Annotated in this window: 20 protein-coding genes; all 20 read right to left on the reverse strand. The window is 39.5% G+C overall.

The genetic code is table 11. The features are described 5' to 3' along the window. Position 1 precedes the first annotated feature (1 nt). The gene (gene atpG, locus I7804_RS12160) at positions 2 to 961 is read right to left on the reverse strand and encodes an ATP synthase F1 subunit gamma (RefSeq protein ID WP_092042600.1); all 960 of its coding nucleotides are present in this window, start codon (positions 959 to 961) and stop codon (positions 2 to 4) included. A 27-nt stretch (positions 962 to 988) separates the two neighbouring features. Next, a complete protein-coding gene (atpA, locus tag I7804_RS12165; protein WP_248403698.1) occupies positions 989 to 2,782 on the reverse strand; it encodes a F0F1 ATP synthase subunit alpha in 1,794 nt (597 codons plus the stop codon). 86 nt (positions 2,783 to 2,868) lie between these two features. Then, positions 2,869 to 3,369, reverse strand: coding sequence for an ATP synthase F0 subunit B (locus I7804_RS12170; RefSeq protein WP_027215642.1), 501 nt, complete (start codon positions 3,367 to 3,369; stop codon positions 2,869 to 2,871). Positions 3,370 to 3,396: 27 nt separating this feature from the next. Further along, on the reverse strand, positions 3,397 to 3,612 hold the full coding sequence (gene atpE / locus I7804_RS12175) for an ATP synthase F0 subunit C (RefSeq protein WP_022752795.1): 216 nt from the start codon (positions 3,610 to 3,612) through the stop codon (positions 3,397 to 3,399). Positions 3,613 to 3,753: 141 nt separating this feature from the next. After that, positions 3,754 to 4,482 carry a F0F1 ATP synthase subunit A gene (locus I7804_RS12180; RefSeq protein WP_248403699.1) on the reverse strand — a complete coding sequence of 243 codons (729 nt, stop codon included), beginning with the start codon at positions 4,480 to 4,482 and terminating at the stop codon, positions 3,754 to 3,756. A gap of 103 nt (positions 4,483 to 4,585) precedes the next feature. Continuing rightward, on the reverse strand, positions 4,586 to 4,753 hold the full coding sequence (locus I7804_RS12185; RefSeq protein WP_248403700.1) for a hypothetical protein: 168 nt from the start codon (positions 4,751 to 4,753) through the stop codon (positions 4,586 to 4,588). 326 nt (positions 4,754 to 5,079) lie between these two features. After that, positions 5,080 to 5,682: a hypothetical protein gene (locus I7804_RS12190; RefSeq protein WP_248403701.1), complete on the reverse strand. Its 603-nt coding sequence runs from the start codon at positions 5,680 to 5,682 to the stop codon at positions 5,080 to 5,082. Continuing rightward, positions 5,679 to 6,809, reverse strand: a complete 1,131-nt coding sequence (locus I7804_RS12195) for an alginate O-acetyltransferase AlgX-related protein (protein ID WP_022752799.1) — start codon at positions 6,807 to 6,809, stop codon at positions 5,679 to 5,681. Before I7804_RS12195 ends, I7804_RS12190 begins: the two co-directional genes overlap by 4 nt. A gap of 25 nt (positions 6,810 to 6,834) precedes the next feature. Next, positions 6,835 to 8,241 carry an MBOAT family O-acyltransferase gene (locus I7804_RS12200; protein WP_248403702.1) on the reverse strand — a complete coding sequence of 469 codons (1,407 nt, stop codon included), beginning with the start codon at positions 8,239 to 8,241 and terminating at the stop codon, positions 6,835 to 6,837. A 667-nt stretch (positions 8,242 to 8,908) separates the two neighbouring features. Further along, positions 8,909 to 9,505, reverse strand: a complete 597-nt coding sequence (gene prfH / locus I7804_RS12205) for a peptide chain release factor H (protein ID WP_248403703.1) — start codon at positions 9,503 to 9,505, stop codon at positions 8,909 to 8,911. Further along, complete coding sequence (locus tag I7804_RS12210) at positions 9,502 to 10,599, reverse strand: RtcB family protein (protein WP_248405971.1); 1,098 nt, start codon at positions 10,597 to 10,599, stop codon at positions 9,502 to 9,504. Before I7804_RS12210 ends, prfH begins: the two co-directional genes overlap by 4 nt. Before the next feature lie 377 nt (positions 10,600 to 10,976). Continuing rightward, entirely contained in the window at positions 10,977 to 11,273 is a 297-nt protein-coding gene (locus I7804_RS12215) for a HigA family addiction module antitoxin (RefSeq protein WP_022752803.1), read from the reverse strand. Positions 11,274 to 11,288: 15 nt separating this feature from the next. Then, the gene (locus I7804_RS12220) at positions 11,289 to 11,567 is read right to left on the reverse strand and encodes a type II toxin-antitoxin system RelE/ParE family toxin (protein WP_022752804.1); all 279 of its coding nucleotides are present in this window, start codon (positions 11,565 to 11,567) and stop codon (positions 11,289 to 11,291) included. Between the two features lie 69 nt (positions 11,568 to 11,636). Then, complete coding sequence (locus I7804_RS12225) at positions 11,637 to 12,716, reverse strand: transglutaminase-like domain-containing protein (protein ID WP_248403704.1); 1,080 nt, start codon at positions 12,714 to 12,716, stop codon at positions 11,637 to 11,639. Positions 12,717 to 12,764: 48 nt separating this feature from the next. After that, complete coding sequence (locus tag I7804_RS12230; RefSeq protein ID WP_248403705.1) at positions 12,765 to 13,352, reverse strand: histidine phosphatase family protein; 588 nt, start codon at positions 13,350 to 13,352, stop codon at positions 12,765 to 12,767. Positions 13,353 to 13,354: 2 nt separating this feature from the next. Further along, positions 13,355 to 14,371, reverse strand: coding sequence for a GNAT family N-acetyltransferase (locus I7804_RS12235; protein WP_248403706.1), 1,017 nt, complete (start codon positions 14,369 to 14,371; stop codon positions 13,355 to 13,357). A 5-nt stretch (positions 14,372 to 14,376) separates the two neighbouring features. After that, positions 14,377 to 14,877 carry a GNAT family N-acetyltransferase gene (locus I7804_RS12240; protein ID WP_248403707.1) on the reverse strand — a complete coding sequence of 167 codons (501 nt, stop codon included), beginning with the start codon at positions 14,875 to 14,877 and terminating at the stop codon, positions 14,377 to 14,379. A 260-nt stretch (positions 14,878 to 15,137) separates the two neighbouring features. Then, positions 15,138 to 15,617: a GNAT family N-acetyltransferase gene (locus I7804_RS12245; RefSeq protein ID WP_248403708.1), complete on the reverse strand. Its 480-nt coding sequence runs from the start codon at positions 15,615 to 15,617 to the stop codon at positions 15,138 to 15,140. A gap of 12 nt (positions 15,618 to 15,629) precedes the next feature. After that, entirely contained in the window at positions 15,630 to 16,082 is a 453-nt protein-coding gene (locus I7804_RS12250) for a GNAT family N-acetyltransferase (RefSeq protein WP_248403709.1), read from the reverse strand. Then, the gene (locus tag I7804_RS12255; RefSeq protein ID WP_248403710.1) at positions 16,064 to 16,624 is read right to left on the reverse strand and encodes a GNAT family N-acetyltransferase; all 561 of its coding nucleotides are present in this window, start codon (positions 16,622 to 16,624) and stop codon (positions 16,064 to 16,066) included. The genes I7804_RS12250 and I7804_RS12255 overlap by 19 nt, the downstream gene beginning before the upstream one ends. Positions 16,625 to 16,650: the final 26 nt, after the last annotated feature.

Genomic DNA, 16,650 nt, shown 5'->3' on the forward strand with positions numbered 1-16,650 from the left:
ACTATTGTTGTTGTTTCAATGCTTGTAAATTGGCTTCACGCATTTTTGCCTGAAGCTCATGAGCTCTCTTTAAGGCTCTGGCACCGGCTGCGATCTCAGTTATCTCCTGAGTGATCCTTGCCTGCCTCTGCCTGTTATACTGGATCGATAGTTCATGTATCATCTGCTTAGCATTGTCATTTGCTGTATCCATGGCCATCATACGGCTGTTCTGTACTGAACAGAACGCCTCAACCATAGCTCCATATATATAACCTGTTACCAGTGAAGGAACTATGTTATCAAGAACGGCTTCAGGACTTGGCAGCATCAAAAACTCTTCCAAAGTAGTTGTGATACCGGCCATCTTCAGCATTTCATCGTTGTTCTTGGGTCTTTCAAGGGGAAGAAGCTTTTCAAAGTGAGTCTCACACACAAGGCTGTTCTTCATAGCAGTATATATGATATTGACTTCATCAAGCTCTCCTGCAAGATAAGGCTCAAGCACCATTGAAGATATCCATCTTGCACGTGATAATGTAGGATTCTGAGCTGTATAATGAAACTCTTCATCGACAGGAATATTTTTTCTAAGAAAATACTGCCTTCCGATCTCTCCTATCACGTACAGTTTCCAGTTATCTCCGTCTTGTCTAATATGCTCTTCAGCAAGTTTTAGGACGTTATGGTTATAAGCACCCGCAAGACCTTTATCGTCAGTGATAACGATATAGCCTCTGATCACATCTTTAGGATCCTTATCTTCATGCTGATTGAGGAAAGGATCTTTGGAATCAACCGGAAGATGTCGCATAACTCTGTCCAGCATTCCTCTTGCAGCATAAAAGTAAGGCTCTGTCTCTTCAAGCATTTTTCTGGCTTTACGGAGCTTATTGGACGCAATCATATACATTGCGTTCGTTATTTTCATGGTGTCATTGACACTTTTGATTCTGTCCTGTATTTCTTTTATATCAGCCAAATCATTGCCTCTTTAATGTGAAAAAAATTACTGTGCTAAATACTTTTTGTTATTTTCAAAGAACTTATCAACAGCTTTTTCTATTTCTTTGCGGAGCTCATCAGGAAGCTCTTTGCCGTTGGAAAGCTCTGAAATAACATCAGTTTCATTCTGCTCAAACCACTCAAGGAGCTTGCCCTGAACCATCTTGACATCACAAGGCTCAACGCGGTCGAACTTGCCACTGTTAGCTGCAACAAGTGTGATAACCTGTTCGTACATAGCAAGTGGGTGACCAAGGGGCTGTTTCAAAAGCTCCATAAGCACTTTACCGTGATTAAGCTGTTTCTTGGTAGTCTCATCAAGATCCGATGAGAACTGTGTGAATACGGCCATCTCTCTGTACTGAGCAAGGTCGATACGGATAGATCCGGCTGCCTTCTTCATAGCTTTGGTCTGGGCTGCAGAACCTACACGTGATACAGAAAGACCTACGTTAACAGCGGGTCTCTGGCCTTCGAAGAACAGGTCGCTTTCAAGGAATATCTGACCATCAGTGATAGAGATAACATTGGTCGGGATATAAGCAGAAACGTCACCTGCCTGAGTTTCAATGATAGGAAGCGCTGTCATAGAACCGCCGCCGTTTTCAGGTGAGAGCTTACTGGATCTTTCCAGAAGTCTTGAATGAAGATAGAATACATCTCCTGGATAAGCCTCACGTCCGGGGGATCTTTCAAGAAGAAGTGACAGTGCTCTGTAAGCAACAGCATGCTTGGACAGATCATCATACACAATAAGAACATCTCTTCCGGACTGCATGAAGTATTCACCGATAGCAGTACCTGCATAAGGCGCAATGTACTGAAGAGGTGATGTGTCAGCAGCTGTAGATGATACTACTACTGTATACTCCATAGCTCCCGCCTGAGTAAGTGTATTTATTATGTGGGCAACAGTAGATGCCTTCTGACCTATAGCTACATAGATACAGATTACATTTTTGCCCTTCTGGTTCATGATAGTATCTGTTGCAATAGAAGTCTTACCGGTCTGTCTGTCACCGATGATAAGCTCACGCTGACCTCTACCTATCGGGAACATAGTATCTATAGAAAGGATACCTGTCTCCATAGGCTCATTAACAGACTGTCTGTCTATGATTCCGGGAGCCGGACGCTCTACCGGATAATACTCATTAGTAGAGATAGGCGGCTTACCATCAAGCGGTTCGCCAAGAGCATTAACAACTCTTCCTATAAGTTCATCACCTACAGGAATTCCGGCTTCCTTGTATGTACGAATAACCTGACTTGACTGGGTTATATTTTCGTCAGATCCAAACAGGATACAACCAACGTGATCACGTCTTATATCCTGTACCATTCCTTTCGTTCCGTCTTCAAACTGTACAATTTCACCGTAGAAAGCTCTGTCAATGCCAACTACCTGGGCAATACCATCGCCTACCCATGAAACTTTACCGACTTCTCTGCTCTCAATAGACAGATCAAAGAGATCGATATTGCCTCTAAGCATAGAAACAACACTGCTTGAAGGATTGGTATCGTTGTGTTTGATCTTCTTAAGCTTATTACGAAGCTGCTCTGCTCTACCCTTATCACTCCAGTCATATTCATAGTTGCCGCAGCGAATGATAAATCCGCCGCCTATGGAAGGATCGAGCTGAGTAGTAATTGATATATCATCAATACCAATCTTCTTAGAAAGTATTCTTTTAATATTTTCAACTTGTTCTTGTGTTGGTGGTGTTCCGGCATATCTTACGACTGCAGTTTTGTACTGTGAGCCGGATCCGCCAAATCCACTTAAATTACTCATTTAGTCTCCTTAAGGTCCACTTTACAGGACTAAGAAAATACATCATCTTCCATGATGGTATAATTCTCAAAGCTCTTTGGGTCGTATTACTTGTCATTGCCTTTATCAAATGCATTATCAATAAATGCATCGTAAAGACTGCTGTCGCTCTCTGCTGTATGAGAATTAGCAGCAATTTTAGCAGCGGCATCGATTACGACGTCACTAAGCTCAGCCAAATACTTAGCACGCTCACGTTCAGCGTCAGCTTTGGCATGTATTCTGGCTTCCTCGACAATTGTATCTGCCTCTTTCTGAGCATTGGTTATGATCTCATTGTACTGAGCGTAGCCCTTCTCACGAGCTTCACTCATAACCTTGTCTTTCTCTGCTTCCTGCTTAGCAAGCTTATCTTCATATTCTCTCTTAAGATCAGCTGCTTTGATCCTATCATCGGAAGCATCCTTGATCTGATTGTCTACATCTTTTTTTCTCGCCTCAAAGATCTTATCAACTTTGTTGAAAAGAAGTATACGGAAGGCAACAACCAGTATAAGCAGATTAATTATGTTATAGATTACATTCGCGTTAATGTTTAATAGTTCCATTTTCGCGTTTCCTTTCCCGTCCCCTTATTAAGCAAAAATGATCAAAAGAGCTACGATCATACCGTAGATAGCTGTTGCCTCAGCAAGAGCGCCACCCAGGATAAGAAGTGTCATGATCTTACTGCTTGCCTCTGGCTGACGAGCTACTGCATCAACTGCTTTTGCTGTTGCTATACCGATACCAATACCTGCTCCTATTCCTGTGAATGCTGCGATTGCTGCTCCAAGTGCTGTTAAATCCATACTAATTTCTCCTTTCGTCATAAGCCGCTTATATGTTACGACTATAGTGAACCCCACTTTTGGGGGCATTGCCCTTTATAATTCGGGCCAGGCTATAAAGCCTGCCGAGTAGTTTTCTGACTATATCAGATACTGACTCTTTTATTCTGTAGCCTCTTTGATATAAAGACTTGTCAGGAAGATAAATACATACGCCTGTAGGAGTCCGTCAAAGAAGTCAAAATAAACTGATAAAACTGCAGGTGCGATAACAGGAACGACTTTCTTTAAAAGCTCCATGATGATGGTCGCACCAAGTACATTACCAAATAGACGCATGCAAAGTGATAATGGTCTGATTCCGACTTCGAGAATGTTCATCGGGGTAATGATGGCAACCGGCTGAGCAAATGATTTGAGCCAGCCTCCAAATTTCCTTTTCTTGATGCCGGCATATTCAACCATAGTTATACTTACAAGCGCCAGTGCAATGGTAACGTTAAGATCCATTGTAGGAGGCGTTGCCCCAAATACGCCGGACAGGTTACTTGCTCCTATAAGAACAAGTGTCACCACAAGAAAATCAGTATATTCAATTGCTGTATGTCCAAGGAATCCTCCAACAAGATTTCTAAGTCCTACAACAATACTTTCTGTAATGGCCTGTCTTTTTGAAATGTTATAAACTTTGAGATTGGCACTCAGAATGATGCATATAAGTATTAGAACTGCCATTATGATCCACATGGTAACAGTACTGCTACTGATATTAAAGAATCCGTTACCAAAGGGAACCTCTATAACGGTCTTATCTTCACCAATGAGCTCTTCAATAAGCCCTCTGATGATCGCACCGATTCCGGAGCTTTTTGCTGCTTGTGTTTCTGTCATATCTGCCTCCGTGTATTTAACCAATTTAATGATTTGTATTACAACATATGACCTATCATAATACAATTGGTATATTGGGTAATTTAATTATAAAAACTGATAATTACTTCTGATCTTTACCGACTGCATGTACAGCCCAGTATTCATTGTGATAATTGATGATCTTATCCGCATGTACGAATTTATCATCATTGATAAAACAGTGATCACTGACTTCATCACATACATAAGTGATACCGTCAGTATCCTCATTATTGATACGTTCCAGCATGCTGGCAACTGTTTCGTCTCCACGACACAAATAAAAAGATAGCATCAACAAACTCCGTTTATTATAAAACCCTTGATTCATTATTGTAAGAGGGTTTCAGATTTTTTCCTATATTCAGGTTTTACAAAGATTTAAGCTTTTATATTTGGTTAACTTTTAAAACGAATTTTCTGCCTACCAAATATTGTGTGATAATGTAACCGTCATTTTTCACAAAGGAATAGGCATATTATCAATTATACTGTGCCTTATTAAAAGCCATATTTTATTTAACTCTGTTTATTATTTATAAATTAATACTCGTCGTCATCTAAATATATCGGCAATTATCTAATATATCTTATACTTGATAAAATTTTATTGAAAACTCTTCTGTAATATGGTCTTGACCGCCTTGCAGTAATGCAGAAGAAAACCATAACTTCTGTTTTGCTCTTATAGAAAAAATATATGTCGGTATCGTAAGATTCACCGGGTGAGCTATTATCTTCGCAAACAGCCTTAACTCCTTTTCTTCCGCCAACTGTCACATCTTCTAAATATTTGAAATCATATACTCCCGAAGTCTTAGCTGCATAAGTGGCAAGTCTTTCCAGCCTGTCAAGGTTCTCATACCCCCTGTAATCGCCTCTTCTCCTTGTGATCCGTATTGCAGCCGGCATGAAACTATGCCTTGCGTCACTTCCCTTGGCATAATACATTACACTGTCAGGCTCTTTATCATGGAGTCTGGTCCAGTTAAAAGGGATATCATACTCAACTCCAAAATCTGTATGTGTTCTGGATCTTAATGACCTTGCCTGTGCTAATTGCCCATAAAGATCGATATGGTCAAGAGCATCGAGTACTTTCTTATTTTCTTCCTGTTCTTTGTCAAGGAGTGCCTGACTCATCATCCCAAACAAAGCATCCATGCTATTTCTGCTCAATATACAACTCCATTCTCTATGGAAAAATGCAGCATGTTGTTAAGATATCTCTCAACACATTCAAATACAACTACATCAGGGTCATAGCTTTCTAATGAAGAATAATTGTAGTTATAATACATATCGGATTTAGAACTGTTAAAATGACATGCAAGATAAGGGAAAAGAAGTGCTGAGAAAGAATCTCCTATAATGTAGAGTTTTCTGGCATCTGCAGTTCCCTGATCAACAGTTCCTGTAAAGCTCATACCATCAGACTGAATCTCAACTCTGGCCATATGTCCGCTGTAAGCTGTTGCTATAGGAGCATCTTCCTTGAGATAGTCTCCAAGGTTGATCATTCTTGCAAGATCATAAGTATCCGAATCAACATAGACCTGCTCTACAGTATCAAGATCCGGCATTTCAAAGCCCCATACTCTTGATATGGACTGAGCCGCAACATAAGCTCCAAAGTTATTCCAGTGGGTATCATATTTAAAATATAACTGGGTTTCAGGATGCGCCTCTTTGTAAGAAACTATATCATTATAAGGTGATACGATCGTAAGATCTGTGTTCTCTGAAAGATACTGATATACCTGATTGAGCCTGCATTCCTGACTTACATCGCCGCACATATCAGGCATATACTCACTGTATACTCTGGACTTATTAGGGATAATTGTAACAACAAACTCTTTGCCCTGAGAAGCAAGGAAATCTCTTGCATTTGTCATATTCTCAGCAATGATCTCAAGTTCATCTATGCTGTAAAGATTGGTTCCTTCATAGTCTGCAAGTGGATCTTCATCATTGTTCTCATGTCCTACATAGAAAAGCCAGCCCTTGTCTCCAACTATTACATCATCGGATGAAGATGTATTGAATAGATAATAATCGGCCATACTATTAATAGTTACAAGATAATTCTTGTAAGGCAGATTATCATTCATATAAGCATCAAAAAGTGTTGGAAACTCTGAAATCTGTGTGTTTGCAAGAGTCGGCATCTCTGTCATGACACGATTTTCCTTATCTGCAGTACTGCTATCGAGATATTTACCGATCACAGCATATAATACGACAGGAATCAGTATAAGGATGGTCAATATGACCATATATATTCTCTGAGTTATAGTTTTCATATATCAAGTGACCTCTGTATATTTATTAGAATCTAAAATAAATAAATGGATTGTAGGTATCGTTAGCAAGAAGCAGTATACAATACAGAAGTATTATAAATAAATATATGGCTTCTATACTGCTATTCTTCCACTTGGCAGAAATAGTCTTAAGGCCCTTGATCTCAAATAGCTTCTGAAATGGTCCTGCAGCTATGATGCCTATTACCAGAATAATCACAGTTTTAGCAGAAAGGATCGTACCAAGGATAGCTCCTGATGCTCCGTAGTTAAAGAAAAGGACCATCCTTTTTATAAAGGCAAGTGCAAAGTGAATAGAATCTGCTCTAAAGAACACCCAGCCTATAACTACTACAATAAGGCTATAGATGGTTCCAATTATCCTGGACCTTGACAATATCTTACCAAATCCCATCCTTTCGATAATCAAAAAGAACCCATGATAAAGTCCCCATATAACAAAGGTCCAACTTGCGCCGTGCCATAATCCTGTGACAGCAAACACGATGATCAGATTAAGATAGGTTCTGTGTATACCTTTCCTGTTACCTCCAAGAGGAATATACAGATAATCTCTGAACCATGATGAAAGTGATATATGCCACCTGCGCCAGAATTCCTTGATTGATGCAGATATATATGGATAATTGAAGTTCTCAAGAAATTCAAAGCCAAACATCCTGCCAAGTCCTATAGCCATGTCAGAATATCCTGAGAAATCATAATAGATCTCAAGCATATAACATATTGCAGCAAGCCATGCCATTGCGCCGCTTATCTGCGCAAGATCCATAGCGTAGATTGTATCAACAACCTGAGCCAGTACATTAGAGATTATGACTTTCTTGCCAAGACCATAGATAAAGCGTCTAAAGCCTGTAGCTCTTTTTTCAAGGCATACATTCCTGTCAAGGATCTGCTCTTCTATATCCTTGTACTTAACAATAGGTCCTGCAATAAGCTGAGGGAAAAAAGATATATACAGAGCTAGGTTTATAAGGCTCTTCTGCGCCTTGTACTCTCCCCTGTAAAGATCGATTATGTAGCTCATAGCCTGAAACGTAAAAAAAGATATTCCGATCGGTAGCGAAATATCATATCTAGGAAGTGTTATAGGAAGAATACTGTCGATGGTTCCAAGAAGGAAATTACAGTATTTAAAGTATCCTATGATCCCAATGTTTCCAATAAGTGATAATACAAGGACTTCTTTCTTGTGCTCTTCATAACGCTCCATCATAAGTCCCAGTCCCCAGTTCATGAAAACTGAAGCAAGTAATATAAGTAAATATGCGGGTTCGCCCCAAGCATAGAACAAAAGACTAAATACCAGCAATATTATATTAATAGCTTTAATATTGCGAACGATCAGACTTAGCACAAATACTATGGGCAAAAAAATCCATAAAAATGTCATGGATGAAAAAACCATAAATGTCTCCTCCTGTCGGTTTGATAAACCCAATAAATTTTAGCATATATAATCCGAAAATGAAACATCAGCGGGATGCTCATATGGTGAAATACCACTAAAGTTCTATGATGCATATAATATGATATTTCTATGATCGTTTTTTGGTACAAAAGTGAATTGTCAGACAATTACAACTACAATATATTGTGTTTTGAATATTTGATCAACACAATGTGTTAGAATTTTTTATTAAATTCTTTTAATTTGCAGTATATTGTATTATTAAAACTGTTTTTACAGACAATTTATCTTTTTTGCGAAAGTTGATTGACAATAATACGTGTATCTGTTATATTAAAGTTACTTAATACAAACGGGTACGACATAAGCGAAGAAAGAGTGGCTTACGCTTCACTTGGACGAGCAATAAAAGTGTCAGATCGTATTTTTGATTCATGAAAGAGTGGCTTATGCTTCACTTGGACAGGGAATCGGTTCGGACGTAAAGAGGAAGCAGTGTGACTGTTCGATCGAATGCTGAAGACCAAGAAAATATGATCCCCGTTTCAGAGAATTAAGTATTATAACAAAAGCGACGATTCTAGATCGTCGCTTTTGTTATTAATTTAGGCTTCGCGCTTACGGGGATGGCAGTATATAAACCATTGCCATCTGTTGTCTGATTTCACCTGCGCACAAACCTCTCTCCTTCATAAATCCTCACCGGATTCCCTCTCTGTATCTGTGCGTGCTTGGCCCAAGCCACAGCCTTCTGACTATCTCTACTTGCAATATTTGCATTCTTAAGGATTGCAGAGAGCTTTCTAAGTGCATCCTGCTTGTTCATGTACTGGCTTCGTTCTTTAGTGGATGTTACGGTTATGCCGGTTGGCAGGTGTGTTATTCTGACTCCGGATTCAGTCTTGTTTACATGCTGACCGCCGGGGCCGCCGCTTCTATAGCTTTCGATAGTGACATCATCAGGGCTAATCTTCTCACAGACTTCGTCTGTTTCGGGGATGATGCTTACATCTACGAACCAATTTTTCCTTTTATGACCAGGTCTGTATTTACTCTTACAGATCCACTCCATTGTTCCCTCCAAATGAGATAGGTCCTGATCTGAAGAAAAAATAATTGAAGAGTAAATTCCTTCAGCTTCGCCTTTATTACATGTGATCTGCTGGATATCAGGATATTCTTTTTGAAGGGCTCTGAATATGCCACCTACGGCGGCTCTGCATTCAATAGGTCCCATACCTGAGCTTATCTGCATTATCATCGCTCTTCACCTCCCTTGTAGTTATAGACAGGAGTCAGGATATTCGTGATATCCACAGAGTCTTTCACTGCTTCTTTGATATAGTCAATATTTCTGTAGGCAAAAGGGGCTTCGTCAAGAGTTTCTTTACTGATGCAGGTTGAGTATATGCCTTTCATAGTAGCTTTAAACTCTGAAACTGTGTGAGAATCAAGAACTTCTTTCCTTGATGAAATTCTTCCCGCTCCGTGAGGGGCTGAGTAGTTCCATTCTTTATTGCCTTTGCCCTTGCCAAGGATTACGCCATCTTTCATGTTGATGGGGATGATGACGTCTTCGTTTTCTTTGGCTGAGATAGCGCCTTTTCGAAGGATCGCTGTGCCAGTCCTCAGATCAATATAGTTATGGATGCAGCTCTTTTCCTCAATCGGCTTCCATTTCATGGCTTTGCATATCTCTTTTATCATGATCCGGCGATTTAAATCTGCGTATTCCTGGGCGATCTGCACGTCGTGAAGGTATGCTTTAAGGCTATCGCCTGTAAGGTAGGCAAGTTCTATGGGTACTTCTTTGCCGATATCTTTTAGATGCTGATGGGCGATCTTTGAATAGTGTTCGGCTACTTCTTTGCCCAGGTGTCTGCTACCGGAGTGGACTATGAGGTAGCTGTCGCCGTTTTCATCTTCGTCAATTTCGATGAAGTGATTGCCTCCGCCAAGCGTTCCAAGGCTAAGGAGCGTTTTTTCTTTTCTCACATGCTTATAGCAGATGAGGCTTTCAAAATCAAACTGGGTGGCCATATTATGGGCGGCGACCCTTATCTTGAAGCCTGCGGGGATTTTGCCTTTGATGACGGTGTCGAGTTTCTGGTACTCTTTCTTGATCCTGCCGAGCCTTATCATGGTCATTCCGCAGCCGATATCTATACCGACGAGGGATGGGTTCACGGCATCTGTTATTGTCATTGTAAGTCCTATGGGGCCTACTTTGCCGGGGTGTACGTCGGGCATAACGCAGATGGTGCTGCCTTTTGCGACTTCATTATCGATGATCTTCTGGATCTGCGCGAGGGCGTACTGTTCAATATTTTCGCCAGGTGTGGCTCCTATGCACATGATCCTGGCGTTTGCGTATTTTCCGTTTATTTGTATCAAAATAAAACCTCCGTGGGCGTTTTGGGCATTCCAAAAACACCTCTGATTAGCGTTAGAGGTCATATATTCGTCCTGTCTTGTCTATACGTGGGAAAAAAGCTGGTAGAAATATCAGCCTATGAGACTAAGGACAACCATGCCTCTTGTATATATAGTTGCGTAATTAGTATTCATGTTTGATGTCATAATTGTCCTCCTTTCTGCTCATACGTGAGCAAATCAATGTTTTCGTTTCCTGAATGATTGTAGCACTGGGATTGGCGAGCGGTCAATAAAAAATAGCGCCAGCCATCTTACAATGTTGTAATAATGACTGGCGCGCAAATTCAAATAAAATCTCATTCCTCCATAACATCAGGTAATGGGAATGGAATAACATTTGTTGGTTCATGTTGGCTTGCCTTCCATAATGTCAATTTAAGTTGCATGTTAAGCCAACTCTCTGCAGAAGTATTTGTAGCTTTACTAATACGCAGTGCCATCTCCGGACTTAGCGAAGTCTTTTCATTTATAAATTCAGAAAGTGCTTTTCTGCTAACACCTAACATTTTGGCCGCGTCTGTTACTGATAAATTCAAGGGTTTCATTACATCTTCTAAAAACACCGATCCTGGGTGTGTTGGTTTACGTGTCATCTTGATGCTCCTTTCTTAATGATAATCCATATAATCTACAAGATAGGCATCCTGCCCTTCAAAGTAAAATGTCATTCGCCAGTTTCCATTTACTGTAACTGACCACATTTCTTTCATATCACCTTTTAGAGGATGTAGCCGATATCCAGGCAAATTCATATCTTGTGGACTAGTACTAGCATCCAATCTATCAAGCATTCTGGCTAATTTAGGTGCATGATCAGGCTGTATTCCTTTTTTTGATCCAGTTTCAAAGAACTCTTTTAGTCCTTTATGTGTAAATGATTTTATCATAATATAATTGTACCTTGTAACGTGTCAGGTGTCAATTCCAATCCTAACCTTAATAAATATTCACATGAATCATGCCACAAAATAATTATCAATATCAGTAGTAATTATTCCTTTATCCCCATACTCCTCTATTGCTGATACCGGAGACAAAACAACAGTATTATCCTCTGTTGTATCAGTGGATTCACTGCTGTTAATGCAACGCATAAAGTGAACAAGGTTCTTGCTGTAATATGACAGGATTTCAACATTTGATTGTTTTTTCTTATCATTGCAGCGCTCAACTACAACATCATTTGCTCTGCCATTTATGATTGCGTCTTTCAATTCAACTGAGTTCAGATACTTGCCATCAAGCTTATATACAGAGCACAAAGACGCATCAAACAAGATATATTTTCCAAATTCTTCCACATAGACCTCATTAACTATATGGCATTCTCTATCATCTGAATCCGCGCTAAATAAGCCCTCATAAAATGCCTTGATTCCATTAGCTCTAAGTACCCCTGCAAAAATTATCGACATGCCGCGACAGTTGGTGCATGAGCCAAACTCGTCTGCTTCTAACATTTTGGCAATTGTTCCTCTTTTCTTTGGGTTCAATACGCTCATTCCATTCTGTGTAAATAGTTCGCACATCTTAGTAAACAGCTTCCAAATAGACGAAAAAGATGAATCCTTAACTCTCTCAAAACCTCTTTTATCAAGTTCAGCAAGTACTTCAGGATTATTGAACTCATATTTATAATCTATAAGCTTCTCATCACTTGAATATTCATTGTTTGCCTTAAGAAAATCAACATTTTCTTCGGGAATTATGCTATATGATTCGCAAAAATCCGCTTCATCAGAAATTTTATCAAGTTCAAAATCAAATTTTAGTTCTTCGCTAAGCTCCATATGAATATTAAGCTTATCACCATTAAGCACCATTGCCACGTCATATGGAGTGCCACTATTGATCAGGACTACATTAGCTTCTTGATCAGTGATGTTCTTGATCTCATCAAAGTCGCCATGTATCTGTCCAATATCCAGAAGTGAAAACTGAACAAACTCTTCGCCATTTTCCTTTTCGCCAATATAGATTTCAGCCTTCGAAACCAGGAACGATCCTTTGTAAACTCCGTAAATACTTTTCTTCATGTTTTGTCTTCTCCTTGGTAGTCTAATTATTGATTTTTTCTTCGCATATCAATGTAATGCATCATCTCTAAGCTGAACGCTAATAGGCTCGCAGTTATTGACCTTAAAACTTAATGTTTCTTCTTCCGAAAGATTATTGAGAATTTTCACAATACATCTAATCACACAATGATGAGTAACAATAGCAACTTTCTTATAGTCCTTACTCGCTAATTCCTGTAAAAAGTCTCTAACTCTTTCGCAAACATCTCCATAGTTTTCGCCGCCAGGAGCCTTAACTGTAAAGCTATTTCTAAACTGCATAAACTCCGGATCTGTAAAATACTTTATATAACGAGGATCTTTTTTCACACTCTCTATGGTCAAACCTTCAAATTCGCCTAAAGATCTTTCCTGCAGCCGCTGATCTACAATTATATCTCTGTCAGTTATAGTCTTCGCGGTTTCGATTGTTCGTATCAAATTCGAAGAATACCAGGCATCTATGTTTTCAAGAATCGGGTTCCCAATGAGAGATTTCGCTTGCTGATACCCCCGCTCAGTCAAATTGCAGTCCCATCTTCCCGTATAAACAGCAGACTCACCTTTCAAAGCATTGCCCAAGCTTTCACCATGCCTGATTAATACTAATTCCATCATCATATCTCCAAAGAATATACAAGTAGCTCAATTCCTTTATAAGTGCAGCTTTCGACAAGCTTGCCACCACAATTAAGAATTACATGCTCACTGGCAGTGTTAGAAGGTTCACAAGCTATAGTAACTTCTGACATCCCTTGCTGTTTAAGCCATGCCAAAAGGTGCCTGAGCATCCACTTGGCATAGCCGTGCCCTCTATCGCAAGGCCTAACCGAATAACCTATCCGGAACTTCGGATCAGCTTCGTATCTGTACTGTATCATTCCGATAAGGTGATCATCAGACTTCCTTACGCACAAAAACTGCACGGCTTGCCCTCCAATCTTGGATGAAGCATCAGCTGCTGACCTCTGTCTGCAATTCTCAATGTACTCAAGCGGATTCTCATATTTTCTAAGAGACCCGCAACCATCCATGTGGTCTTCGCAGTCCAGAAATTCCTGTCTGTATGCGCTAATCTCATCGGCATATTTGTCCTCAGCTTCTACTAATTTAAGGTCTGCCTCAGGTCTTTTTACTCTGGTAAAAAAATCCTCGTCATCTTCATGATGGATATATGCGCCGTTCTTAAGCTGCGTTTTCAAAGAGGCAGGATTATCCTTATGAACCGACATATAGATCTCGTCTTCCGGAATGATCTCCCATGCCTTTTCTATAGTCAGGCGCAGGCCTTCGTTAGCATAGCCTCTGCCGCGGTATTCTTTTCTGATTCCATATCCTATGTGGCCGGCGCCATTGGCAAGCGCTTCGCACAGGTGATGCCTGATCCTGAAAAGTCCTACGATCGTATCGCCATCCCACAGGAAGTATTCTGTTCCGGGAACATGTCCGGGAGAAAGGTTTATTCCATTGGATTTATCTATATATCCCGGGAGGATCTTCTTTTCAAACTCTTCGTATGAGCAACCATAATCCTTATTGGTGAAGCCATTTTCGTCCTCTGGAAGCTGAGTAATAAACTCGTACTCCTTTTGCACATCTTCCATGTTTGCTTCTTTTAGATATACTTTTTTCATAGTTTTTATCCTTCTTTACTAGGGGCGTTTCTTTCAAGCCTGTATGTTATCAGTGTCATTTTATCATTCACAACCTCTTCGCGGCCGAATCTTACGAATCCGCATTTTTCGTATAAGTGGCAGTTTCTCGGCTCCTGAAGTATTGTTTCAAGTATCCATTCCTTAACTTCCGGGTACAGCTTAAATGCAGCCTGAATGGCTTTGTAACCAATCCCCTGGTCCTGGTACTGCGGCAATATGAATATGGGGCTGATAAAAGAAATATGTTTTTCTTCAGGATCATTGTGACCAAGGTTGATTGCTCCGACTTTATTGCCGTCCTTCATTATGAAATAATACTGCCTGTTAGGTATGGCTGCTCTTTTCTTAATTCTTTCAAGAGTTTCTATTGCAGGACTACACTCATCATGGTACTTCTCATATAGTGGCATGAAGCTTTCTACCTGCATTTTGTGTAGTAGTTCTAGTTCATTCTCTTTTACCGGAATAAGGTCTATTTTTCCCATTATTTTTTTCTCCCGATTACTCTGTACCAGTTATACTTGAATTATTTTTTCTTTTCCAAAACTGTCTATATTAGAGACACTTTTGAAAATATTTGGATTCTCTGCCATCTTCCTCAAAAGACTCTACCAAATCAAATCCAGATTTTTCCAACACTTTAATAGATGCCAGGTTATCAGAATAAGTAAATGCACCGATAGATTCCAAATTAAACTTATTCTTTATTTCTTCTAAAAATAGTAATGTTGTTCCTGTAATCTTTTCACCTATTAAATGCTTTCAACTTATATACCATAGGAATATACTTAATCCCATGCTTTTCTTGTTCCTCAGATATTCTTATGAATCTGAGGCTTGTATAAAATTTTTCACCATAAGGAGACGAGTTAACGGTGATTTCATAAATATCGTCATTGTTTGACCTTATATCATTGCATATATACTCAAACAGCCTCTTTCCAATACCTTGCCTTTGGTAATCCCTATCGACAAAAGCAAGCATAATATGTGAAGTCTTTCGCATGGTCATTACTGCAACAATTTTCTTACCATCAAAAGCTCCATACATTTTGAACCGCCCAGTTAGACAGCCTCTTCTAAAATCATCATTTTTAATTATGTCATTTACAAAAGAGTCAACGCCTTCTCCAGAGTAATCAGGAGCTTCAAACTCCATAAAGACACGTAGGATAAGGTCCAATGCATTGTCAATTTCATTTTCAGAAACAAGTTTAATATCCATCACACAGTTCCTCTAAATCTGCATCCTATAGAACAAACCTTCCCCTATAGGCGTTGTCTTTTTATGTGGTTCACCTATTATATGAAACCCCGCTTTTTCATAGCATTTCACTGCTCGAGTATTCCATGATCTAACTTCCATATAAATCGGTTTTTCTCCAAAAACAACTTTTGATAATTCAATGGCCAATTTTACTATAGTCTGCCCATATCCTTTACCACACATATCCGGATGAACACCAACTCCAAGTACTACATCAGATTCTTTCTCTTTCAGATTTATGTATCCTACCAAAGATGTTCCATCATAAAACGAGTAGTAGTTATTACATGGATTTCCAAATCCAGAATGGTTCGATAGTTGCTCTTCATAGGGAATACTATTATAGATTGAATAATCTCCAGCATATTTCCAGTCAGATATTATGCTCTTTTCTACGTCAGTAGTCACATGATATTCCAACATAACATTTCCTCATCAAAAGCAATCTCATTAAACTCAAGTACATACGGACTACCATCCCTCGGATCTGTTCTATCCTCATCATGAGAAAAAGAAAGGCCGCATTTCATCATAAGTTTATGAGATGCAACATTTTTCTTCCTGCATGATGCGACAAACTTATGTGCACCGCATTTTCTAGCCTCATCCATGAAAGCCGTCAGTATTTCCGTACCATATCCCTTCCCTACAAATTCAGGGCCTACAGCAATTCCGGTATCCTCATATACTCCCGGCTTAATCTCTTCCATACCTGCAAAACCAATAGCTTTACCGGATCTCTTTTCATATACGAAAAAAGCATACTTTTCGACCTGTTGGAACTTCACAGACTTTCTGAGTCTTTCTTTTGCTTTTTCTATACTATCAGTAACAGTCCAGAGCATATATCTTGTACTTTCCTCATGTCGCCATAAGTTGTTATATATGTCATCTAAATCTGACTCCGTAGCCTTTTTTAACATCAAATTCTTAGTTTCTATGGTAAAAGAGCTATAATCCGTCATTACCCTTCAGGCCTCCAATATAAATA

The sequence above is a fragment of the Butyrivibrio fibrisolvens genome (assembly GCF_023206215.1).
Lineage (GTDB): Bacteria > Bacillota > Clostridia > Lachnospirales > Lachnospiraceae > Butyrivibrio > Butyrivibrio fibrisolvens_C.

Bases quoted from the DNA above. Each gene is read 5' to 3' on its own strand.
- I7804_RS12240 (WP_248403707.1), bottom strand. From the start codon at position 14,877: ATGGGAAAAATAGACCTTATTCCGGTAAAAGAGAATGAACTAGAACTA.
- prfH (WP_248403703.1), bottom strand. From the start codon at position 9,505: ATGATAATGCAGATAAGCTCAGGTATGGGACCTATTGAATGCAGAGCC.
- atpA (WP_248403698.1), bottom strand. From the start codon at position 2,782: ATGAGTAATTTAAGTGGATTTGGCGGATCCGGCTCACAGTACAAAACT.
- I7804_RS12170 (WP_027215642.1), bottom strand. From the start codon at position 3,369: ATGGAACTATTAAACATTAACGCGAATGTAATCTATAACATAATTAAT.
- I7804_RS12180 (WP_248403699.1), bottom strand. From the start codon at position 4,482: ATGACAGAAACACAAGCAGCAAAAAGCTCCGGAATCGGTGCGATCATC.
- I7804_RS12235 (WP_248403706.1), bottom strand. From the start codon at position 14,371: ATGAAAAAAGTATATCTAAAAGAAGCAAACATGGAAGATGTGCAAAAG.
- atpE (WP_022752795.1), bottom strand. From the start codon at position 3,612: ATGGATTTAACAGCACTTGGAGCAGCAATCGCAGCATTCACAGGAATA.
- I7804_RS12230 (WP_248403705.1), bottom strand. From the start codon at position 13,352: ATGGAATTAGTATTAATCAGGCATGGTGAAAGCTTGGGCAATGCTTTG.
- I7804_RS12185 (WP_248403700.1), bottom strand. From the start codon at position 4,753: ATGCTGGAACGTATCAATAATGAGGATACTGACGGTATCACTTATGTA.
- I7804_RS12245 (WP_248403708.1), bottom strand. From the start codon at position 15,617: ATGGATATTAAACTTGTTTCTGAAAATGAAATTGACAATGCATTGGAC.
- I7804_RS12200 (WP_248403702.1), bottom strand. From the start codon at position 8,241: ATGGTTTTTTCATCCATGACATTTTTATGGATTTTTTTGCCCATAGTA.
- I7804_RS12255 (WP_248403710.1), bottom strand. From the start codon at position 16,624: ATGACGGATTATAGCTCTTTTACCATAGAAACTAAGAATTTGATGTTA.
- I7804_RS12220 (WP_022752804.1), bottom strand. From the start codon at position 11,567: ATGATAAAATCATTTACACATAAAGGACTAAAAGAGTTCTTTGAAACT.
- I7804_RS12210 (WP_248405971.1), bottom strand. From the start codon at position 10,599: ATGTGCATAGGAGCCACACCTGGCGAAAATATTGAACAGTACGCCCTC.
- I7804_RS12250 (WP_248403709.1), bottom strand. From the start codon at position 16,082: ATGTTGGAATATCATGTGACTACTGACGTAGAAAAGAGCATAATATCT.
- I7804_RS12215 (WP_022752803.1), bottom strand. From the start codon at position 11,273: ATGACACGTAAACCAACACACCCAGGATCGGTGTTTTTAGAAGATGTA.
- I7804_RS12195 (WP_022752799.1), bottom strand. From the start codon at position 6,809: ATGAAAACTATAACTCAGAGAATATATATGGTCATATTGACCATCCTT.
- I7804_RS12225 (WP_248403704.1), bottom strand. From the start codon at position 12,716: ATGAAGAAAAGTATTTACGGAGTTTACAAAGGATCGTTCCTGGTTTCG.